This is a genomic window from Streptomyces sp. NPDC052109 (genome assembly GCF_040680195.1).
In the GTDB taxonomy this organism is placed as follows: domain Bacteria; phylum Actinomycetota; class Actinomycetes; order Streptomycetales; family Streptomycetaceae; genus Streptomyces.
This window is the reverse complement of record NZ_JBFAWF010000010.1, coordinates 99,669-120,345: the sequence shown is the minus strand read 5'-3', so window position 1 is coordinate 120,345 and position 20,677 is coordinate 99,669. Positions and strand designations below refer to the sequence as shown.

At 72.5% G+C, this 20,677-nt stretch carries 15 protein-coding genes and 2 pseudogenes; 6 read left to right on the top strand and 11 right to left on the bottom strand.

Annotated features, from left to right (window positions below; genetic code table 11):
* Window positions 1-6: 6 nt before the first annotated feature.
* From AB0L59_RS21585 to AB0L59_RS21550, 8 genes are all read right to left on the bottom strand, one after another.
* Window positions 7-1,605 carry a carboxyl transferase domain-containing protein gene (locus AB0L59_RS21585; RefSeq protein ID WP_365585986.1) on the bottom strand — a complete coding sequence of 533 codons (1,599 nt, stop codon included), beginning with the start codon at window positions 1,603-1,605 and terminating at the stop codon, window positions 7-9.
* The gene (locus tag AB0L59_RS21580; RefSeq protein WP_365585984.1) at window positions 1,602-3,278 is read right to left on the bottom strand and encodes an acyclic terpene utilization AtuA family protein; all 1,677 of its coding nucleotides are present in this window, start codon (window positions 3,276-3,278) and stop codon (window positions 1,602-1,604) included. Before AB0L59_RS21580 ends, AB0L59_RS21585 begins: the two co-directional genes overlap by 4 nt.
* Window positions 3,275-4,069, bottom strand: coding sequence for a TIGR03084 family metal-binding protein (locus tag AB0L59_RS21575; RefSeq protein WP_365585981.1), 795 nt, complete (start codon window positions 4,067-4,069; stop codon window positions 3,275-3,277). The genes AB0L59_RS21580 and AB0L59_RS21575 overlap by 4 nt, the downstream gene beginning before the upstream one ends.
* Before the next feature lie 103 nt (window positions 4,070-4,172).
* Window positions 4,173-5,888: an NAD-dependent malic enzyme gene (locus AB0L59_RS21570; protein WP_365585979.1), complete on the bottom strand. Its 1,716-nt coding sequence runs from the start codon at window positions 5,886-5,888 to the stop codon at window positions 4,173-4,175.
* 300 nt (window positions 5,889-6,188) lie between these two features.
* Entirely contained in the window at window positions 6,189-7,121 is a 933-nt protein-coding gene (locus AB0L59_RS21565) for an EamA family transporter (RefSeq protein WP_365585977.1), read from the bottom strand.
* A gap of 133 nt (window positions 7,122-7,254) precedes the next feature.
* Window positions 7,255-9,378 carry an ABC transporter ATP-binding protein gene (locus AB0L59_RS21560; RefSeq protein ID WP_365585974.1) on the bottom strand — a complete coding sequence of 708 codons (2,124 nt, stop codon included), beginning with the start codon at window positions 9,376-9,378 and terminating at the stop codon, window positions 7,255-7,257.
* An 86-nt stretch (window positions 9,379-9,464) separates the two neighbouring features.
* Window positions 9,465-9,596, bottom strand: coding sequence for a hypothetical protein (locus tag AB0L59_RS21555; protein WP_365585972.1), 132 nt, complete (start codon window positions 9,594-9,596; stop codon window positions 9,465-9,467).
* 345 nt (window positions 9,597-9,941) lie between these two features.
* Entirely contained in the window at window positions 9,942-12,848 is a 2,907-nt protein-coding gene (locus AB0L59_RS21550; RefSeq protein WP_365585970.1) for an FAD-binding and (Fe-S)-binding domain-containing protein, read from the bottom strand.
* Window positions 12,849-13,004: 156 nt separating this feature from the next.
* Here AB0L59_RS21550 and serC point away from each other — a divergent pair, with 156 nt between their 5' ends.
* Together serC and AB0L59_RS21540 are read left to right on the top strand one after the other, a co-directional pair.
* Window positions 13,005-14,123 carry a phosphoserine transaminase gene (gene serC / locus AB0L59_RS21545; protein ID WP_365585967.1) on the top strand — a complete coding sequence of 373 codons (1,119 nt, stop codon included), beginning with the start codon at window positions 13,005-13,007 and terminating at the stop codon, window positions 14,121-14,123.
* Between the two features lie 284 nt (window positions 14,124-14,407).
* The gene (locus tag AB0L59_RS21540; protein ID WP_365585964.1) at window positions 14,408-15,145 is read left to right on the top strand and encodes a hypothetical protein; all 738 of its coding nucleotides are present in this window, start codon (window positions 14,408-14,410) and stop codon (window positions 15,143-15,145) included.
* Window positions 15,146-15,185: 40 nt separating this feature from the next.
* Here AB0L59_RS21540 and AB0L59_RS21535 read toward each other — a convergent pair whose 3' ends face one another.
* Window positions 15,186-16,151 (bottom strand): WD40 repeat domain-containing protein, encoded by a 966-nt coding sequence (locus AB0L59_RS21535; protein ID WP_365585961.1) that lies wholly within the window; start codon window positions 16,149-16,151, stop codon window positions 15,186-15,188.
* A 113-nt stretch (window positions 16,152-16,264) separates the two neighbouring features.
* On the opposite strand from AB0L59_RS21535, the gene AB0L59_RS21530 reads away from it, so the two are divergent.
* From AB0L59_RS21530 to AB0L59_RS21520, 3 genes and pseudogenes are all read left to right on the top strand, one after another.
* Complete coding sequence (locus tag AB0L59_RS21530) at window positions 16,265-16,948, top strand: GDSL-type esterase/lipase family protein (RefSeq protein WP_365585959.1); 684 nt, start codon at window positions 16,265-16,267, stop codon at window positions 16,946-16,948.
* Window positions 16,949-16,958: 10 nt separating this feature from the next.
* Window positions 16,959-17,084: pseudogene (locus tag AB0L59_RS21525) on the top strand (Uma2 family endonuclease); the annotation flags it as partial.
* Between the two features lie 153 nt (window positions 17,085-17,237).
* Window positions 17,238-18,230 carry an aldo/keto reductase gene (locus tag AB0L59_RS21520; protein WP_365585956.1) on the top strand — a complete coding sequence of 331 codons (993 nt, stop codon included), beginning with the start codon at window positions 17,238-17,240 and terminating at the stop codon, window positions 18,228-18,230.
* 210 nt (window positions 18,231-18,440) lie between these two features.
* On the opposite strand, the gene thpR is transcribed toward AB0L59_RS21520, so the two are convergent.
* Window positions 18,441-19,013: an RNA 2',3'-cyclic phosphodiesterase gene (gene thpR, locus AB0L59_RS21515; protein ID WP_365585953.1), complete on the bottom strand. Its 573-nt coding sequence runs from the start codon at window positions 19,011-19,013 to the stop codon at window positions 18,441-18,443.
* A 39-nt stretch (window positions 19,014-19,052) separates the two neighbouring features.
* On the opposite strand from thpR, the pseudogene AB0L59_RS21510 reads away from it, so the two are divergent.
* Window positions 19,053-19,482: pseudogene (locus AB0L59_RS21510) on the top strand (GNAT family N-acetyltransferase).
* Between the two features lie 33 nt (window positions 19,483-19,515).
* On the opposite strand, the gene AB0L59_RS21505 reads toward AB0L59_RS21510, so the two are convergent.
* Window positions 19,516-20,661, bottom strand: coding sequence for a TIGR03118 family protein (locus AB0L59_RS21505; RefSeq protein WP_365585950.1), 1,146 nt, complete (start codon window positions 20,659-20,661; stop codon window positions 19,516-19,518).
* Window positions 20,662-20,677: the final 16 nt, after the last annotated feature.

Below are 20,677 nucleotides of genomic sequence, written 5' to 3'. Positions count from 1 at the left end.
GGTCCCTCACATCCGGAAGACGCCGAAGCCGCCCCGCGCACCCTCGTAGGGCGCGGTGTGGAGGGCGGACAGGCACAGGCCGAGGACGGTGCGGGTGTCGCGCGGGTCGATGACGCCGTCGTCGTACAACCGCCCGGACAGGAACATCGGCAGCGACTCGGACTCGATCTGCTGCTCCACCATCGTGCGCAGGGCGGCGTCCGCGTCCTCGTCGTACGGCCGGCCCTTCGCCGCCGCCGACTGCCGGGCGACGATCGACAGCACGCCCGCGAGCTGCTGCGGGCCCATGACGGCCGACTTGGCGCTGGGCCAGGCGAACAGGAAGCGGGGATCGTACGCCCGCCCGCACATCCCGTAGTGCCCGGCGCCGTACGACGCCCCCATGAGCACCGACAGATGGGGCACCCGGCTGTTGCTGACCGCGTTGATCATCATCGAGCCGTGCTTGATGATCCCGCCCTGCTCGTACTCCTTGCCGACCATGTAGCCGGTGGTGTTGTGCAGGAAGAGCAGCGGGATGTCGCGCTGGTTGGCGAGCTGGATGAACTGGGCGGCCTTCTGGGACTCCTCGCTGAACAAGACGCCCTGCGCGTTGGCCAGCACACCCACCGGATAGCCGTGCAGGGCGGCCCAGCCGGTCACCAGACTGGTCCCGTACAGCGGCTTGAACTCGTCGAAGTCGGAGCCGTCGACGATCCGGGCGATGACCTCGCGGGGGTCGAAGGGGATCTTCAGGTCGCCCGGGACGATGCCCAGCAGCTCCTCCTCGGCGTACTTGGGCGGGGCCGCCGGACCGGGATCCGGGTACGCCTTGCGGTGGTTGAGCCGGGCGACCACCCGCCGTGCCTGCCGCAGCGCGTCCGGCTCGTCCACGGCGAAGTAGTCGGCGAGGCCCGACACGCGCGCGTGCATCTCGGCGCCGCCCAGGGACTCGTCGTCGCTCTCCTCACCGGTCGCCATCTTCACCAGCGGCGGCCCGCCGAGGAACACCTTGGCCCGCTCCTTGACCATGATCACGTGGTCGGACATGCCGGGGATGTAGGCACCGCCGGCGGTGGAGTTGCCGAAGACGACGGCGATGGTCGGGATGCCGGCGGCGGAGAGCCGGGTGAGGTCACGGAAGATGGCGCCGCCCGGGATGAAGATCTCCTTCTGGGAGGGCAGGTCGGCGCCTCCCGACTCCACCAGGGAGATGCAGGGCAGCCGGTTGGCGAGTGCGATGTCGTTGGCGCGCAGGGCCTTCTTCAGGCTCCACGGGTTGCTCGCGCCGCCGCGCACGGTCGGGTCGTTGGCGGTGATCAGGCACTCCACGCCCTCGACCACACCGATGCCGGTGACGAGCGAGGCACCGACCGTGTAGTCACTCCCCCAGGCCGCCAGCGGGGACAGCTCCAGGAACGGCGTGTCCGGGTCGAGAAGCAGCTCGATCCGCTCGCGGGCGAGCAACTTGCCCCGTTCGCGATGCCGTTGGACGTACTTCTCGCCACCGCCCGCGAGCGCCTTCGCGTGCTCGGCGTCGAGTTCGGCCAGCTTGGCGAGCATGGCCTCGCGGTTCGCGCGGTAGTCGGGGCCGGCCGGGTCCAGGGCCGAGGTCAGGACGGTCACAGCAGGGCCTCCGGGATGTCCAGGTGGCGGGAGCGCAGCCATTCGCCGAGGGCCTTGGCCTGCGGGTCGAAGCGGGCCTGCGCGGCGACCCCCGCGCCGAGGATGCCCTCGACGACGAAGTTGACCGCGCGGAGGTTCGGCAGCGGATACCGGGTGACCGGCAGGTCCCGGCTCTCGGGAATCAGGTGCCGGAACCTTTCGGCGGTCAGCTCGTGCGCGAGCCACCGCCAGGCCTCGTCGGTACGGGCCCAGACGCCGACGTTGGCGTTGCCGCCCTTGTCCCCGCTGCGGGCCCCGGCGACCAGGCCGAGCGGGGCGCACCGCGTCGGACCGGGTGGAAGGGGCTCCGGAAGGGCTGGTTCCGGTATCGGCTCCAGAGGCCGGGTGTCCTGGGGCGGCGCCACCCGGACACGGCGCCCGTCGTGCAGGACGGCCGTGTGGTCCACGGTGTCATGGGGGACGTACACATCCTCGAAGACCCCATAAGGCGCGCCCTTTCCGGGTGGGGACAGCACATGGAAGCCGGGGTAGCTGGCCAGGGCCAGTTCCACGGCGGCCCCGCTCAGCGCCCGGCCGACGACCCGCTCGTCCGCGTCCCGTACGACGAGTCGCAGCAGGGCGCTCGCGGTCTCCTCGGTGTCGGCGTCGGCCCGGTCGGTGCGGACCAGTTCCCAACGCACCTCTTCGGGCGGCGACTTGGCCAGCGCATCGGTCAGCTGGGCCCGCACGAGGTCCGCCTTGGCCTCGATGTCGAGGCCGGTGAGCACGAAGACGACCTCGTTGCGGAAGCCGCCGAGCCGGTTGCGGCCGACCTTCAGGGTCGGCGGCGGCGCCTCGCCCCGGGCCCCCTCGATCCGCACCCGGTCCGGCCCGTCCTGGCTCAGCCGTACGGTGTCCAGCCGGGCGGTGACATCGGGCCCGGCGTACCGCCCGCCGCCGGTCTCGTACAACAGCTGCGCGGTGACCGTGCCGACGTCGACCAGACCGCCGGTGCCGGGGTGTTTGGTGAGGACGCTGCTGCCGTCGGCGTGGATCTCGGCGAGCGGGAAGCCCGGCCGGCGTACGTCCCCCTCCTGGAAGAACGCGTAGTTCCCGCCGGTGGCCTGTGTCCCGCACTCCAGCACATGCCCGGCGACGACGGCGCCCGCGAGCCGGTCGTAGTCGGTGGGACCCCACCCGAAGTGGGCGGCGGCGGGCCCGGTGACCAGGGCGGCGTCGGTCACCCGCCCGGTCACGACGATGTCCGCGCCGGCCCGCAGGCACTCGGCTATGCCGAAGCCGCCGAGGTAGGCGTGCGCGGCGAGGGCGCCGGGGTGGGCGGCGGTGAGGTCGTCGCCCTCGACGTGCGCGATGCGGGCCGGGATGCCGAGGCGGTCGGCCACCTTCCGTACGGCGTCCGCCAGTCCGGCCGGGTTGAGGCCGCCCGCGTTGGTGACGATCTTCACCCCGCGCTCGTGGGCGAGGCCGAGGCAGTCCTCCAGCTGGCGCGGGAAGGTGCGGGCGTAACCGGCACCGGGGTCCTTCAGGCGGTCACGGGCAAGGATCAGCATGGTGAGTTCGGCGAGGTAGTCGCCGGTGAGGACGTCGAGCTCGCCGCCCGCGAGCATCTCGCGCAGGGCGTCGAAACGGTCGCCGTAGAAGCCGGAGAAGTTCCCGATCCGGAGCGATGTCACGCCGAGGCCCCCTTCGCCGGGCGGCCGGTGCCGGGCGGACCCGCGAAGGCCTGGGCGATGTCCAGCCAGCGGTCGGCGTCCGGGCCGACGGCGGTCAGGGCGAGGTCGGCGCGGTGGGCGCGCTGGGTGACGAGGAGGCAGAAGTCGAGGGCGGGGCCGGTGACGCGCTGCGGGGCGTCCTCGGGACCGTAGGTCCACACATCGCCGGACGGCGCGGTCAGTTCCACGCGGAACTCCTCGGCGGGCGGAGTGAGCCCATGCGCGGTGTGGGCGAAGTCGCGGGTGCGGACCCCGAGGCGGGCCACATGCCTGAGCCGGGCGGTGTGGGTGCGGACCACACCGAGGGCGTCGGCGATGTCCAGGCCGTGCGCCCAGGTCTCCATCAGACGGGCCGTGGCCATGGAGGCGGCCGACATGGGTGGGCCGTACCAGGGGAAACGGGCGCCGGGTGAGGCGTTGCGCAGGGCCTGGTCGAGGGCGGTGCGCCCCTCGCGCCAGGTCGACAGCAGCTCGGCGGGCGCGAGCCGGGCACCCTCCTCCGCGCCCTCGTCCACGAACGAACCGGGGGCGGCGAGCGCCTTCTCGACCAGTGCGTGGAAGGCGTCCGCGTCGGTGACGGCGAGCAGGGCCGAGCGGTCGGTCCAGGCGAGGTGGGCGATCTGGTGGGCGACGGTCCAGCCGGGCGCGGGGGTGGGCAGTGCCCACTGCGCGGGGCTCAACTCGGCCGTGAGCAGGTCGAGTTCCTCGCTCTCGGCACGCAGGTCGTCGATGACGGGCGTCGGGTCGGCCATGAGGGGGAGCATGGCAGTGACGTCGGAAACAATCAAGCATGCTTGCATGAATTCAGGGGCGACGATCAGGGGTACCGACCTGAGGGGTCCCCCTCGCCGTCGGTCAGACCGCCTCCACCGGCGGGTACACCGGCTCCCAGCGCGCCGCCCGCACCGCCGCCTCGACGTCGTCCAGGCCGGCCCGGGCCACCCCCTCCGCCACCGCCGTGCGGGCCACGGCCACGGCGACCGCCTCGGACGTGGCACGCAGGTCGCGGATCGGCGGGAGGAGGGGCGCGTTCAGCCGGTCGACGTCCTCCCCACCGTCGGTCCGGCGGGCCACGGCGTCGGCCGCCGCGCGGAGCATGCGGTCGGTGACGCGGGAGGCGCGCGCGACGATCGCGCCGAGGCCGAGCCCCGGGAAGACCAGGGCGTTGTTGGCCTGGCCGATCTCGTACGTCGTCCCCTCCCGCTCGACCGGTGCGAAGGGGCTGCCGGTGGCCACCAGCGCCTTCCCGTCCGTCCAGTCGAGCAGGTCGGCGGGGGTGGCCTCGGCGAGGTCGGTGGGGTTGGACATGGGCAGGATGATGGGCCGCTCGATGTGCCGCGCCATCTCGCGGGCGATGTCCTCGGTGAAGGCGCCGCCCTGGCCGGAGGTGCCGATCAGGACGGTCGGACGGACCTGCCGGACCACCTCGTCCAGCGGGATGCCGGGCAGGCCGTCGTCCCGCCGCCAGCCGTCGACCTCGCCGGCGGGACGGGCGTACGACCGCTGAAAGTCACGGAGTTCGTCGCCCTGGTCGCTGGTGAGCAGGCCGTAGCGGTCGACGCACCAGAAGCGGGCCGTGGCCTCGGCCTCGGACAACCCCTCGGCGACGAGGGCGTCCCTGAGCTGGTCGGCGACGCCGATACCGGCCGTGCCCGCGCCGAAGACGACGATCCGGTGCTCGGGCAGGGGCACACCGGCGGCGCGTACGCCGGACAGGACGGCGGCGAGGTTCACGGCGCCCGTGCCCTGGATGTCGTCGTTGAAGGTGCACACCCGGTCGCGGTAGCGCTCCAGGATGCGGCGGGCGTTGGCGGTGCCGAAGTCCTCCCAGTGCAGCAGGGCGTTCGGGAAGAGTTTGCTCGCGGTGCTGACGTAGGCGTCGATGAAGGCGTCGTACGCCTCCCGGTCGGCACGCGGGTGACGGTTGCCCAGGTAGAGGGGGTTGTCGAGGAGTTCCTTGCGGTTGGTGCCGGCGTCGAGCATGACCGGGAGGGTGCGGCGCGGGTCGATGCCGGCGGCTGCCGTGTAGACGGCGAGCTTGCCGACGGCGATGTCGATCCCGCCCACGCCCCAGTCGCCGATGCCGAGGATGCCCTCGCCGTCGGTGGCGACGATGAGGTCGACGTCGTCGGCGCCGAGGCCGCTGGCTCGCAGGGAGCGCTCGATGTCGTCCGGGGCGTCCACGGAGAGGTAGATGCCGCGCGGCCGGCGGTACTCGTAGCTGTAGCGCTCGATGGCCGTGCCCACGGTGGGGGTGTAGACGATGGGCAGCATCTCTTCGAGGTGGTCGCCGACGAGCCGGTAGAACAGCGTCTCGTTGCGGTCGTGCAGATTGGTGAGGTTGACGCTCTTGGCCAGGTCGCTCGGCTGTGCCCGGTACTGGGCGTAGGCACGCGCGGCCTGCTCGTCCTGGGTGAGCACATGGGGCGGGACCAGGCCGACCAGGTCCAGGGCCCGGCGCTCGGCCTCCGTGAACGCCGTTCCGCGATTGATCCGGGGGTCGGCGAGTACGGCACGGCCACGGGCGGTGATCTTCAGCGGGCGGGGGCTGGGGGCGCTGTTGCCGGTCACGGCATCCACTTTTCCACACACTCCGGTCTCGTGTGCGGGGCTGCCGTCGGGGCTGTCGGCCCACTGGGTGACGAGGCGGACCGGGTGGTCCGGGGCGCGGGGAGGGCCGGGTGCGCCGCCCGTTGCGCGCTGCCCGTTCGAAGACTCGGGAGCGATGCGGGACCACCCCGGCCGCCGGCGGTCCGTTCCGCGCGCCCGCGGTCAGCCAGGTCATGGGGGGCGTCCGCACCGGCGCCGGTCACCGGAGCCCGTCCCTCCCGCGGGAAAAGGGCGGGCGTCCCGCCTCCGGGAGGGTGGGCGTCAGGCCTCCGGTGCCGCCGTCGCGGCGGGCCCGCCCCGGCCCACCTGGGTGCGTACCGCGCCGATGCTCGCCGCGATGACCAGGGCGATGGCTCCGGCCTCCGTCAACGACAGGGACTGGCCCAGGACGAGGAAGCCCGCCGTGGCCGCGAGCGCCGGTTCCAGGCTCATCAGGATGGCGAACGTGGAGGCGGGCAGGCGGCGCAGGGCCAGGAGTTCGAGGGTGTAGGGCAGGACCGAGGAGAGCAGGGCCACCGCCGAGCCGAGGGCGATGGTCGTGGGGTTCAGGAGGCGCGTGCCCGCCGAGGCGACGCCTATGGGGAGGAAGAGGAGTGCCGCCACCGCCATGGCCAGGGCCAGGCCGTCCGCCTGGGGGAAGCGGCGGCCCGTACGGGCGCTGAAGAGGATGTAGGTCGCCCACATGGCTCCGGCGCCCAGGGCGAAGGCGACACCCACGGGGTCGAGACGGCCGAAGCCGCCGCCGCCGAGCAGAAAGACGCCGAGCAGGGCCAGGCCCGCCCACAGCGCGTTGATCGCGCGGCGGGAGGTCAGGACGGAGAGGGAGAGCGGGCCCAGGACCTCCAGGGTGACCGCGGGGCCCAGCGGGATGCGGGCCACCGCCTCGTAGAAGAGGCCGTTCATCGCGCCCATGGCGATGCCGAACGCGATCACCGTGCCCCAGTCGGTGCGCGAGTGGCCGCGCAGCCGGGGGCGGCAGAACAGGAGGAGGACCACCGCCGCCGCGAGGAGGCGGAGGGTGACGACGCCGGGTGCGCCGGCCCGGGGCATCAGGGTCACCGCGAGGGCGCCGCCGAACTGGACCGAGACGCCGCCGGCCAGCACCAGGCCCACCGGGCCGAGCGAGCCGAAGCGGCGTGGTCCGTGGGCAGGGGCGACCGGGGTCGGCGTGGCGGTGCTGGAGGTGGCGGTCACGGGCGGTCCTGGTGCTCGATCGGGTTCGTCCATCGCGATGTACTACCAGGTCCAGGGTAATGGACTTGGACAGGAGCGTGAACCCTTTACGGCACTGTCCCGGATGCTGGGACCGGCGAAGGCCGGATGCCGGTCAGACGCCGGGCCAGACCCCCTCGTCACGGAAGAGGGGACGGCCGTCGGGGAGGTACCAGGGCACGCTTCCGTACGCCTCGTGGCCGGGCTGGGCTCCGTACGCCTCGTCGCCGGGCCGGACCCAGGTCGCCTCGTGGCCGGGCCGGCCCCAGGTCGCCTCGTGGCCGGGCCGGACCCAGGTCGCCTCGTGGCCGGGCCGGACCCAGGTCGCCTCGTGGCCGGGCCGGCCCCAGGTCGCCGCGGACGCGTACGTCTCCTGCACCTGGCCGTACTCGTACGCGGGAGCCGGCGCCTGTGGCTCCTCCCACAGCGGCATCCGCAGCTCCCCGGTGTCCATCACCGCGTTGTTCTGCGAGCGGTGCAGACGGGAGTAGGCGCCGCCACGGGCGAGGAGTTCGTCGTGGCGACCGGTCTCGACGATGCGGCCGCCGTCGACCACGAGGATGCGGTCGGCGTCGGGGGCGAGGTTGAGATCGTGGGTGATCATGATCGTCGTACGGCCGGTCATCAGGCGGCGCAGGGGCTTGACCACGCGCCGGGCCGCCATCGCGTCCAGACCGGTCGTCGGCTCGTCCAGGACCAGCACGGGCGCGTCGCGCAGGATGGCTCGGGCGATGGCCAGGCGCTGGAGCTGACCGCCCGACAGGCGGGCCGAGTGGGGGTCGACCCTGGTGTCGTAGCCGTCGGGCAACCGCGAGATGAACTCGTGCGCGTCGGCCGCCCTCGCCGCCTCCTCGATCGCCTGGTCGCCGGCGCCGGGCCGGCCGCAGGCGATGTTGGCGCGGACCGTGTCGTGCAGGACGAGGGTCTCCTGCGGCAGGAGGGTCACGTACGCACGGAGGCGGGCCAGCGGGAAGTCGCGCAGGGGGACGCCGTCCAGCAGGACGTCTCCGGAGTCCGGGTCGTAGAAGCGCAGGAGGAGCTTGGAGACCGTGGACTTCCCCGCGCCGCTCGGGCCGGTGACGATCACCAGCTCGCCGGGGCTGACCGTGAAGGAGAGGGCTTCGAGGGCGGTCCGCTCGGCGCCCGGGTAGCGGAAGGTGACGTCCCGGACCTCGACCGTGCCGTCCGGGCGGCCGCTGTCCGTGGGGCGGCGCGGGTCGGCGACCGAGGGACGGACGTCCAGGACCTCGATGAGCCGCTCGGCGCCCGCCGTGGCGGCGGTGATGGTGAGGCCGAGCTGGGCCAGGCCGCGCACCGGTGGATAGAGATAGCCGAGGAAGGCGGCGAAGGCGAGGAGCCGGCCGAGGGTCATCCGGCCGGTGGAGATCTCCCAGGCGCCGATGCCGATCACCGCGAGCACGCAGACCGTCTCGATGACCTGGACGAGCTGCTCGTACGCCTCGTTCAGACGGGTGGAGCGGACCGCGGCGCGGAACCAGGCGTTCGCCTCCTCGCGCAGCCGGCGGCGCTCGGCGTCCCGGCGGTCGTAGGCCTGGGTGAGCACGATGTTGCCGAGGGACTCCTCCACCACGGAGGTGATCGCGCCGTCGGCGACCCGGCCCTCGCGGGAGACGTCCTTGATGGAGCCCGAGAAGCGGCGGGCGGCCAGCCAGAACAGGGGCGCCAGCACGAAGGTGGCGGCGGCCAGGTCCCAGCGCAGCCAGAACGCGGCGGCCGCGTAGAAGAGGGCGGAGAAGGCCGCCGAGGCGGCGCCGACCAGGCCCGAGACGACCATCGTCTCGATCGCCTCGACGTCGCCGGTCAGCCGGGAGAGCAGGTCGCCCTGACGGTGGTGCTGGAAGAAGTGCGGGGGCAACTGCTGGACGTGGTCGAAGACGTGCTCGCGCAGCCGCATCACGAACCGCTCGGTCACCCAGGCGGCGAGGGAGTTGCCGGAGTACGCGACGACGCCGCCGACCACGGCGATCCCCAGCCACTTGCCCGCCGGGCTCCAGAACGCGGCCGGCGAGCCCTTCTGCAGGGCGTGGTCGGTGAGATCGCTGAACAGCAGGATGGCCTCGGTCTCGGCGAGCGCGGCGATGACGGTGCACAGCCAGACGACGAGCAGCCATTTTCTGAGCCCCTTGGTGAGCGGCCAGTATCGGCGGAATGCTGTCCGGGCGGGAATGGTGGGGGTTTCGCCTTCGAACTCGTCCGCACCGGCACTCTCATGAGCCATTTGATTTCCCTTCCGGAATCACCGTCCCGAACGAAATGAAAAGGGGCCGACGGTGCACCATCGACCCCATTCCGTTCAGCGTCGGATCACTGGCCCTGGCCGGGCAGCGGCTTGGGCAGCGGCTTCGGCGCGTGCTTCTTCGGCTTCCGCTTCGGCGGCGGGGGGAGCTGCTTCGCCTTGGGCTTGGGGGGCAGCGGGGCAAGCTTCCTGAAGCTCATTCCGACTCCTAATGTCGCACTTTACGGTGGGTGCTGAATTCCGCGTCCGGAACCCGACATCGAAGAACCTACACGCCACCCAGGAGCCCGAACGGCAAAGTTGGCAAAGGGGCGCTGTGAATACCTGGGCGCTTCCTGAGAGACCCGCGCGAGGCTGAGAGTTCTTTTATGAAGCTGAGAGTGGCCTTATGGGACTGCGCCGAGGCTGCAGCACTCACCATCCGGCCGTGCACGGCCTGACCCCGCCGCCGGCCTGGCCGCCCTGCCGGTCGACCGCCAAGCGTCCGTGGGCCAAGCGGACGCCGGGGTCCGGCAGCGGGTCCGCCAACCTGCCCGGGGCGTCCGTCACTTCTCCCCCCTCGCTTCCCGGTCCAGCGCCTCGGCCAGCACCTCGGCCAGATGCCGCCCCCTTACCCCGGCCAACTGCTCCAGCTGGGTGCGGCAGGAGAAACCGTCCGCGAGGACCATCGTCTCCGCGGGAGCCTTGCGGACCGAGGGCAGGAGCTGTTCCTCCGCACAGGCCCTCGACACCTCGAAGTGGCCTTTTTCGAAGCCGAAGTTGCCCGCAAGGCCGCAGCAGCCTCCGCTCAGCTCGCCGGTGAGGCCCGCGGCCTGGCGGAGCCGGCGGTCGGGGGTGTCGCCGAGCACCGCGTGCTGGTGGCAGTGGGTCTGGCCGGCGACCGGGCGGTCCACGGCGGGCGGGGTCCAGCGGGGGGCGTGCCGCTCCAGGGCCTCGGCGAAGGTGAGGACGGCCGAGGAGAGCCGTGCCGCTCGCGGGTCCTCGTGGAGCAGCTCGGGGAGGTCGGTGCGCAGGGCCGCCGCGCAGCTCGGTTCCAGGACGACGACCGGGAGCCCCGCCCGCAGCACCGGCTCCATCAGGTCCAGCGTGCGGCGCAGGACCGTGCGGGCGCGGTCGAGCTGGCCGGTGGAGAGGTAGGTCAGGCCGCAGCAGACCCGGGCCCGGCGGACCGTGAGCAGTGCGGTGGCCGCCCTGGTCCGGCCGTCGCCGATCCCTCCCCGGCGCGGCAGCAACGTCGGCGGGAGGGCCACCCGCAGTCCGGCGGCCTCCAGCACCCGGACGGCGGCCCGGCCGACGGACGGGGACAGATGCTCGGTGAAGGTGTCCGGCCAGAGCACGACCAGGTCACCGGGACCCGAACCCCCCGGCACCGGCTCCCCGGTGCCGTCGTGCGCGGGCTCCCTTCCGCGCCACCACCCGGTGAACGTCCGTGTCGCCAGCCGGGGAATGTCCCGCTCGGCCGCGATCCCGCCCAGGCGCTTGCCGGCCCGGGCCAACGGCCGTATCCCGGCAAGGGCGTTGAGTAGCGGGGCCGTGCGGGTGAGAGCGACCCAGCGCAGCCACTGCGGCAGCCGGCCCATGCTGAGGTGGGCGGCGGGGCGGCGCCGGCCGGCGTAGTGGTGGTACAGGAACTCCGCTTTGTAGGTGGCCATGTCGACGCCGACCGGGCAGTCGGAGCGGCAGCCCTTGCAGGACAGGCACAGGTCCAGGGCGTCACGGACCTCCGTCGACCGCCAGCCGTCGGTGACCAGTTCACCGGCCAGCATCTCGTGCAGCAGGCGGGCCCGGCCGCGCGTGGAGTGCTCGTCCTCGCCGGTCGCCCGGAAGGAGGGGCACATCACGGCGGGGCCGGCCGCCGTGGTCGTACGGCACTTGGCGACGCCGACGCAGCGGCGTACGGCCGCGCGGAAGTCGCCGTCGTCGGACGGGTAGCCGAAGGCCACGTCGACCGGGCCGCGGGGCAGCACCGAGAAGCGGAGGTTCTCGTCCAGCCGCGCCGGGCGGACCAGCACCCCGGGGTTCAGCAGGTCGTCCGGGTCCCAGACCGCCTTGGCCCGTTCGAAGAGCCGGACCGTCTCCGCGCCGTACATGCGCGGCAGCAGCTCCGCGCGGGCCTGCCCGTCGCCGTGCTCCCCGGACAGCGAGCCGCCGTGGGCCACCACCAGGCCGGCCAGTTCCTCGGAGAAGCGGCGGAAGCGGCCGATGCCGGGCTCGGTGAGCAGGTCGAAGTCGATACGGACGTGGATGCAGCCGTCGCCGAAGTGGCCGTACGGCGTGCCGCGCAGGCCGTACGCCGACAGCAGGGCGCGGAAGTCCCGGAGATAGGCGCCGAGCCGGGCGGGCGGCACCGCGCAGTCCTCCCAGCCGGGCCAGGCCTCACTGCCGTCGGGCATCCGGGTGGCGGTGCCGCTCGCGTCCTCGCGGATGCGCCACAGGGCTCGCTGGACCGCCGGGTCCGTCACCACGAGGGAGTCGACCACGTCGGCCGCGCGGAGGATCGCCTCCGCACGCGCGCGTGCCTCGCCCGCCGACTCCCCGCCGGTCTCCACGAACAGCCAGGCGCCCCCCTCGGGCAGCCCGGCCGGCGAGCGCACCAGATCGGCCGCCATGCCTTCCACCGTCAGCGGACGGTAGGGCAGGAGTCCCGCGGCGGCCTCGGCCGCGGCGCTCTCGTCGCCGTACGCCAGCACCGCCAGGGCACGCGCGCGTGGCGCCTCCACCAGCTGGACGACCGCCTCGGTCAGCACGCCCAGCGTGCCCTCCGAACCGCAGAAGGAGCGGGCGACGTCGGCGCCCTTCTCGGGCAGCAGCGCGTCCAGCGCGTACCCGGAGATGCGGCGGGGCAGCTCCGGGAAGCCGGTGCGCAGCCGCGCCAGCTCGCCCTCCGCCAGCTCGCGCAGCCCGTCCGGAGCGCCCGCCCAGTCCCGGCCGAGCCGCAGCCACTGCCCGCGCGCGGTGACGACGGACAGCGCGCGCACGCTGTCCGCGGTCGTCCCCCAGGCCACCGAGTGCGAGCCGCAGGAGTTGTTGCCGATCATCCCGCCGAGCGTGCACCGGCTGTGCGTGGACGGATCCGGGCCGAAGCGCAGGCCGTGCGGGGCGGCGGCCTCCTGGAGCCGGTCCAGGACGAGCCCCGGCTGGACGACGGCCGTACGGGTGAAGGGGTCGAGCTCCAGCAGGCCGTTCATGTACCGCGTGAAGTCCAGCACCACGCCCGCGCCGGTCGCCTGCCCGGCGATCGACGTGCCCCCGCCGCGCGCCACGACCGGCACCCCGTGCGCCCGGCAGACCTCGAGCGCGGCGGCCACGTCGTCGGCGTCTCTCGGGGCGACGACGCCCGCGGGGACGCGCCGGTAGTTGGACGCGTCCATGGTGACGAGCGCCCGGGAGGTGACGTCGAAACCGACCTCGCCCCGGACGGCCCTGCGCAGTTCCCCGGCCAGATCCGTCATGCGTCCAGGATGCATCCGCTCACGCACAGTCACCGAAAGTTTTCCACAGTCTCGCGCATATCGTCGTACTAATTCACAAGTCCAGCCCTTGATGATCTTGTCTCATCGAACGGACACGGTTACGTCCGGTTTCGCCCAGCGGATACCCTCCGACTCGTGGCCGACATCCAGATTCCCGCTGACATCAAGCCCGCCGACGGACGATTCGGCGCGGGCCCCTCCAAGGTGCGCACCGAGGCGCTGGACGCCCTCGCCGCCACCGGTACGTCCCTGATGGGCACCTCCCACCGCCAGGCGCCCGTCAAGAACCTGGTCGGCAAGGTCCGCGAGGGCATCTCCGAGCTGTTCTCCCTGCCCGAGGGCTACGAGGTGGTCCTCGGCAACGGCGGCTCCACCGCCTTCTGGGACATCGCCACCCACGGGTTGATCGAGAACAAGTCCCAGCACCTGAACTTCGGCGAGTTCTCCTCCAAGTTCGCCAAGGCCGCCAAGCTCGCCCCCTGGCTGGCCGAGCCCACCGTCATCTCCACCGACCCCGGCACCCACCCCGAGGCGCGGGCGGAGGCCGGCGTCGACGTCTACGCCTTCACCCACAACGAGACCTCCACCGGTGTGGCCATGCCGATCAAGCGGGTCGCAGGGGCCGACGAGGGTGCGCTCGTCCTCGTGGACGCCACCTCCGGTGCGGGCGGCCTGCCGGTCGACGTCGCCGAGACCGACGTCTACTACTTTGCCCCGCAGAAGTCCTTCGCCTCCGACGGCGGCCTGTGGATCGGCGTCTTCTCCCCGGCCGCGATCGAGCGCGCCGAGCGCGTCCACGCCTCCGGCCGACACGTCCCGGAGTTCTTCTCGCTGCCCACGGCGATCGACAACTCCCGCAAGAACCAGACGTACAACACCCCGGCCCTCGCCACCCTCTTCCTCCTCAACGAGCAGCTGGAGTGGCTCAACGGCCAGGGCGGCCTCGCCTGGTCCACGGCCCGCACCAAGGACTCCTCGACCCGCCTGTACACCTGGGCGGAGGAGTCCAAGTACGCCACCCCGTTCGTCGCCGACCCGGCCAAGCGCTCGCAGGTCATCGGCACGATCGACTTCGCCGACGAGATCGACGCGGCCGCGGTCGCCAAGGTGCTGCGCGCCAACGGCGTCGTGGACACCGAGCCGTACCGCAAGCTCGGCCGCAACCAGCTGCGCATCGCGATGTTCCCGGCGATCGACCCGGCGGACGTCGAGGCGCTGACGCACTGCGTCGACTACGTCATCGAGAAGCTGTAGGCGTTTGTCGCATACGGCAGCGAAGGGCGCCCGGCGGACCAGGTTCCGCCGGGCGCCCTTCGTCGTGGGAGACCACGATTCCGTTTTCTGTGGATTTTCCGTGACAATGCTGGCACTGGAATATGTAATTCGATCACATATCGTCATTTCGTCGCCACCCCCCGTCTCACCGGGCACCTGGCGCCTCGTCACCGACAGCGAGGCCGATGCGCCGGGCCGGTGAGGAGCGGCATGCAGACCCTTTCCTTCCGGTGTTTCCGGTCGTCGCATCGAGGAGCTCTTCCATGCCAGCCTTCTTCGCCCGCCACCGCCACTCCCTGCTGACCGCCTCGGTACTCCTGGGCTCCGTGGGCGCCACCGCCCTCCTGCCGGTGGGGGCCGCCTCGGCGGCCCCCACCGCGGGGGCCACCCCCACCGCCGGCGCCGCCGACGGCCCGTCCGCACGCTACGCGGGCAAGGCCGTCGCCATCGGCCAGGACATGGTCGCCGTCCTGCGCGACGACCCCCGCGCCGGCGGCCCCGAGGCATGGATCCGCGCCGTGTCGGCGCAGTGGCGGCAGGGCGACGCCTACATGTACCGCGTCCTGGCCAAGCTCGACCAGGACAACGGCACGGCCCGGGAACGCGGCCTCTCTCTGCGTCTGGTGGGCGCCGGCGGCTCCGCTCCCGCGCTCCGGGTGACCTCCGCCAAGGGCGGCACGCACACCTTCCCGCTCCCCCGCGTCGGCACCCCCGACGCACGGGGCTGCACTCTCGTCCAGGAGTCGTCCATCGGTGCCGGGATCGTCGCCGTGCTGAGCAACGGCCCCCAGGGGCCGGAGGCGTTCTTCAAGGACGCGGGTGACGGCACGCGCGTCGGTGGTGTCGTCAACCGCGCGCACCCCGCGCTGCCGAGGAGCGCCGGCTTCGTCGCCCGCATCGTGAACCCCTACGGGCCCGCCCCCGAGCTCCTCACCAACATGGAGGGCGGCGGCCACCCCGCGGGCACGACGGACTTCCCGGCGCCAGGGTGCGTGAAGTGACGCGGTAGACCCGGAAGCGGAGCCCCGCGCACCCCCTCCTTCAGCCCCGCCGCCGCAACCGCCGCAGCCCGAACAGCAGGGCCAGCCCGGCGGCGACGACGGCCGCGCCGACCTCCAGGTCGGCTCGGCCGCTCCCGACCGGGCCCGAACCGCCGCTCGCCGAGGGAGACTTGGACGTCGGCAGCCCCGGCGCGTCCTTCGCCACGACCTCACTGCCGGCACCCTCGCTGCTGTACAGCAGCTTGGTGCCGTCGGCCGAGTAGGAGACGCCCTCGCCCTGACCCTGCAGGGGCACGTCGAGCCGGCCCTCGCGCCTGATCCGGCCGCCGTTCCAGTCGTAGGAGATCCCGCCGAGGTACCCGCGCACGGCAAGCTGCCGGCCGTCCGGCGAGAAGGCCGCGTCCGTGGCCCACAGGTCGACGGCGGCGATCGGCCTGAAGATGTTCGCGCCGGCGGTGGACAGGGTGGCCGGTCCCTCGTACAGGTGCCCCCCGTCCTCCTTCTTGTCGATGATGTAGACCCGCCCGGTCTTCGGGTGGACGACCAGTGACTCGGCGTCCCGCGGCCCGTTCGAGTACTTCACCACGTACTGCGTGGCGGTGACCGTCTGGTCCCTCAGCTCCTTCGGCTCGGGCAGCCGGTAGATCCACACGTACGGCCACTTGCCGCCGAGGTTGTCGCCGATGTCGCCCAGGTAGATCTCGTTGTGCGGCCCGATCGAGATGGCCTCCACGTCCCGCGGGGACCCGATGCCGCGCAGGGTCACCCGGGCGACGGTCTTCCCGGTCCGGCTGTCCACGGCGTAGACGTACGGCCCGTCGCCGCTGTCGTTGTGCGTCCAGTAGATGCCGGGGTGGAGGCGGGAGGCGGCGAGCCCGCTGGACTCGGCGATCCGCGGGTCCTTGAGGGTGAACCCGTGGTCGCCGTCACCGTCGGCGGCGGAGGCGGGCAGCGCGCAGGAGCCGGCGAGCAGCACCCCGGCGAGGACGGCGGACGATCGACGCATGGCCCAAGACTGCCATTGCCTCCCGGGATTCGCCGGGCGTGCTCCCACGGGCGCCCGCCGGACGTGGTGGGCCTCACATCCCACCGGCGCACGTGATCGTCCATCATGAGCGGATGCTTAGGTTCATGCCCGTAGGTGACTCCATGACGATCGGGAGTGCGGGCGAGCACACATGGCGTTACCGGTTGTGGCAGCATCTGCGGGACACGCACGGCGGCCCGTTCACCTTCGTCGGCCCGCGCGAGGAGCTGTACGACAAGTCGGCCGAGGCTCCGACGTCGTACGCGTACGCCGACCCCGACTTCCCGCGCCGCCACCTGGCGGGCTGGGGCGAGGGCTGGCTGCACATGGCCCCGCTGATCGGCGGCGCGGTGCGCGCACACCGGGCGGACGTGCTCCTGGTCTCCCTGGGCCTGATCGACCTGGGTTTCTACACCGACGCGGAGCAGACGGCGGAGAACGTGCGGGCGTTCGTCACCGGTGCCCGCGAGGCCGCCCCGCGCATCCGCATGGTGTTGCTGCCGGTGATCCCGAACATCCGCGCCGAGGCCGACGAGTCCTTCGCCGCCCAGGTGGACCTGTTCAACGTCCTCCTCGCCAAGGCGGCCGCCGACCTGGACGAGCCCCGCTCCCCGATCCTGCTGGCCTCGCCCCCGGAGTCGTACGACATCCACACCGACACCTACGACGGCACGCACCCCAACGCGCGCGGGGAGCACCGGATCGCGGAGGCGTTCGCGGAGGCGATGTGGGGGGCTTGGGGGATTGGACAAACGTACGCGGCCGGAACAAGCTGACCGAACTCCCCACTGGGAGACCATCCTGGACATCGTCGAGCGGTTGCGTGCCAAGTACCCGCGCAGGCGTGCCAAGTCGGAGGTCCGCATCGACTGTCCGGGCCACCTCGGCGGCTTCTGCTCCGACGTCGCCCTCACGCGGCCCACGGCCTGCGGCTACCTCGCCTCGACGACGAAGCCCCGCTCCCGCGACGAGGTCGCGGGCGGACCGGGCATCTGAGGGATCCCGAGCAGCCAAGGCCCGAAAGCCCTTGCTTCGAGCGCACTTCAAGCCGTTGGCTAGAGGACCATGGAGTACACGCAGCTTGGACGCACGGGACTCAAGGTCAGTCGGCTCGTCCTCGGGACGATGAACTTCGGGCCGCAGACCGACGAAGCCGACAGCCACGCCATCATGGACGCGGCGCTGGACGCCGGCATCAACTTCTTCGACACCGCCAACGTGTACGGCTGGGGTGAGAACAAGGGGCGGACCGAGAGCATCATCGGCACCTGGTTCGCCAAGGGCGGCGAGCGCCGCGACAAGGTCGTCCTCGCCACCAAGGTCTACGGCAACATGGGCGCCGACGGCCAGGCCTGGCCCAACCACGACAAGCTCTCCGCACTCAACATCCGCCGGGCCGTGGACGCCAGCCTGAAGCGGCTGGGGACCGACTACATCGACCTCTACCAATTCCACCACATCGACCGGAACACCCCGTTCGAGGAGATCTGGCAGGCGGTCGGCACTCTGGTCCAGCAGGGCAAGATCCTCTACGCGGGGTCCAGCAACTTCCCGGGTTACAAGATCGCCCAGGCCAACGAGATCGCGGCCCGCCGCGGCGGCACCATCGGGCTGGTCAGCGAGCAGTGCCTGTACAACCTCGCCGAGCGGCGCGCCGAGATGGAGGTCATCCCTGCCGCGCAGGACTACGGCCTCGGGGTCATCCCCTGGTCGCCGCTGCACGGCGGTCTGCTGGGCGGCGTGATCAAGAAGGAGGTCCAGGGCGGTCGCCGCGCGTCCGGCCGGGCCGCCGACACCCTCGCCGACCCCACCGCCCGCGCCCAGATCCAGGCGTACGAGGACCTGCTCGACAAGCACGGCCTGGAGCCCGGCGAGGTGGCCCTGGCCTGGCTGCTCACCCGCCCCGGCGTGACCGGCCCGATCGTCGGCCCGCGCACGGCGGAGCAGCTGGAGTCGGCGATCAGGGCGGTCGATCTGGAGCTGAGCGAGGAACTGCTGAGCGGCCTGGACGAGGTCTTCCCGGGCCCGGGGCCGTCCCCGGAGGCCTTCGCCTGGTAGCCCCTGCGGGTGGCCGACCCAGGGGCGCGGGGAACTGCGCGACCGGCCACGGACGGCCCGGCGGCCGCCGGGCCACGCGCACTCCCCAGCCCCTGAGGCGGCCGGAGCGACGGCTACTTGACGGCCGCCGCCAAGGCCACCACCACGAACATCAGCACAAGCACACCGGCCATGATCCGGTTCCGGGTTTTCGGGTCCACGCACCCGAGCCTAACCAACCCCGCCGAGCTGCCAGCAGGCAACCGCCTCGTACCGCGGCTGCTCCCCCGCCACCCCGGACCGGGGCAGGTTACTGCGCACCAGCACCAGCTCGCTCACCGTCCAGGTGCTGCTGGTGAACTCGTGGAGCAGATCGACATGCGGCCGTACGTCCACCGAGTCCCGGCCCCGCGCCACCGTCAGGTGGGCCTTGTAGCGCCGGTGCTCCCCCATCGGTACGCCCGCCTTCCGTGCCGCCGACTCCGCCCGGTCGGCCAGCAGCCGCAGCGCCTCCACCTCGCCCTGGGCCCCCGTCCACAGGGCCCTGCCGTGCCCGAACTGGCCGCCGCCGGCGAGGGCCAGGCCGAAGGGCTCGGTACGGTGCGCCGCGCGTGCCAGGCGGTCCGACAGGCCGGGTACGAGGTCGTCGGCGACCTCGCCGTAGAAGGCGAGGGTGAAGTGCCAGCCGGGGCGGTGGGTCCAGCGCAGCCTCTCCGCGCCGGGCAGCCTCTTCAACCGGTCGATTTCGGCGGCGAGTTCATGGACGACGCGCTCCGGAGGGAGCACCGCTGCGAAGAGTCTCATGCCTTCACCTTCGCAGACCCGGACGGGCAGGACGGGCCCGTGACGATCACCATCCGCACAGGCGGCCCCGACGACGCACCCCTGATCCTCGGCATGCTGGACAGCGCCGTGGAGTGGCTGGTGTCACAGGGCCGTACCGGGCAGTGGGACACCCAGCCGCGGTCGTCGGACGAGCGGGCCGTGGAGCCGGTGCACCGGTATGCCGCCGACGGCACGCCCTACATGGCCGAGGTGGACGGCGCGCCGGCCGCCACGCTCACGCTCAGCGGGGGCCAGGGCCCCTATCTGGAGCCCGCCGACGAACCCGAGAGGTACATCCACCTCTTCGCCGCCGACCGCCGGTTCGGGGGCCTCGGCGTCGGCGCCGCCCTGCTCGCCCACGCCGCCGAGGACCGGCTTCACCCGCGCCGAGCCGTTCACGATCGGCGCGGACGAGTGGCCCGGCCCGGTGCCGGCCAGGCGGGTGTGACCGCCTGACCGGCACCCAGGATGGGGTGAGAGGTCACTCGGCGCGCAGGGTGCCGAGCAGCCCGTGCTCCTCGTCCTCGATTCCCGCGGCGAACCAGACGCTGTCCTCGCCGCCGGACTCGGCAGTGCCCCGCTGCAGCCCCCACAGGCCGTCGATCGTGATCGGCTGCCCGCCGGGGTCCTTCAGGGTTCCCTCGAACCGGCCGCTGTGCAGGTCGAAGGCGTGGATGCGGCCGTCCCCGAAGTTGCCGACGAGCAGGTCACCGGCGAACTTCCCGAACCCGTCGGGTGCCGTTTCCAGGCCCCAGGGCGAGTTGAGCACGCCACGGCTGGCGAAACGGGCGAGCAGCGTGCCCCGGACGCTGAACACGTCGATGAAGCCGTTGCCCGGGCCGGGGACGTCGTCGTGCCTGTCCGCGTCCTGCTTGGCGTAGGTGACGAAGACCCTGCCGTCGATGTTCTTCACGTCGAAGGGCGCGAAGCCGTCGGGGATGTGCGGGTCCCGGAACGCGCCGGCGGGCAGTCTCACCTGGTCGAAGTGGGTGTCGAAGGCGTCGATACGGGCGTCGTGGAAGTTCGCGACGAGGATGCGCGGCTGGTGCCGGTCGCCCTTCGCGGCCCTCCACTCACGGTCCACGAGCGTCAGGCCCTTGAAGACGGCACCGTCCTCCTGGGCGACCTGGACGGCGTCCGCCGGGCGCACGTCCCGGTTGAAGGCGAAGAGTCCGCCGTTCTCCCCGGCGAAGATGTACCGCGCCGGGCCGGACCTTCCGGAGTCGGTGAAGCGGAACGCGTCGGTGTCGTTGCGCACGATCCCGGTCGGGTCGGCGTTCTCGGGGAGCTGTACGACGGGGGAGAGGAATCTGACCGGCTCGTCGTCCCGGGCACCCGAATACACCGTGGACGTGTTGGTTCCGTTGTTCGAGACCCTGATCGCACCGTGCGCCGTGCGCACCAGCCCCCAGGGGTTCACCAGGTTCGGGTCCTGCTGCTCCGCCCTGCCCGGAAGGTCGGAGACGAGGTCGCGCTCCCGGAAGCCTTGGCCGGCCTTGTGCCGCGCGTCCACGGCCCCGGCCGGCGCGGCGGCGGCGAGCGCCCCGGCCGTGACCAGGGTCAGCGCGATCGCCGTCAGTCGCCGCAGGCGGGAGCGGGGTCCCGGGGTCGATACCAGTGGTGCCATGCGGATGCTCCTGTTC

What these genes read in the sequence shown, in the direction of transcription:
- AB0L59_RS21575 (WP_365585981.1), bottom strand. Translation starts at nt 4,069, where the DNA reads ATGGCCGACCCGACGCCCGTCATCGACGACCTGCGTGCCGAGAGCGAG.
- AB0L59_RS21560 (WP_365585974.1), bottom strand. Translation starts at nt 9,378, where the DNA reads ATGGCTCATGAGAGTGCCGGTGCGGACGAGTTCGAAGGCGAAACCCCC.
- AB0L59_RS21555 (WP_365585972.1), bottom strand. Translation starts at nt 9,596, where the DNA reads ATGAGCTTCAGGAAGCTTGCCCCGCTGCCCCCCAAGCCCAAGGCGAAG.
- AB0L59_RS21550 (WP_365585970.1), bottom strand. Translation starts at nt 12,848, where the DNA reads ATGACGGATCTGGCCGGGGAACTGCGCAGGGCCGTCCGGGGCGAGGTC.
- AB0L59_RS21540 (WP_365585964.1), top strand. Translation starts at nt 14,408, where the DNA reads ATGCCAGCCTTCTTCGCCCGCCACCGCCACTCCCTGCTGACCGCCTCG.
- AB0L59_RS21535 (WP_365585961.1), bottom strand. Translation starts at nt 16,151, where the DNA reads ATGCGTCGATCGTCCGCCGTCCTCGCCGGGGTGCTGCTCGCCGGCTCC.
- AB0L59_RS21530 (WP_365585959.1), top strand. Translation starts at nt 16,265, where the DNA reads ATGCTTAGGTTCATGCCCGTAGGTGACTCCATGACGATCGGGAGTGCG.
- AB0L59_RS21520 (WP_365585956.1), top strand. Translation starts at nt 17,238, where the DNA reads ATGGAGTACACGCAGCTTGGACGCACGGGACTCAAGGTCAGTCGGCTC.
- thpR (WP_365585953.1), bottom strand. Translation starts at nt 19,013, where the DNA reads ATGAGACTCTTCGCAGCGGTGCTCCCTCCGGAGCGCGTCGTCCATGAA.
- AB0L59_RS21505 (WP_365585950.1), bottom strand. Translation starts at nt 20,661, where the DNA reads ATGGCACCACTGGTATCGACCCCGGGACCCCGCTCCCGCCTGCGGCGA.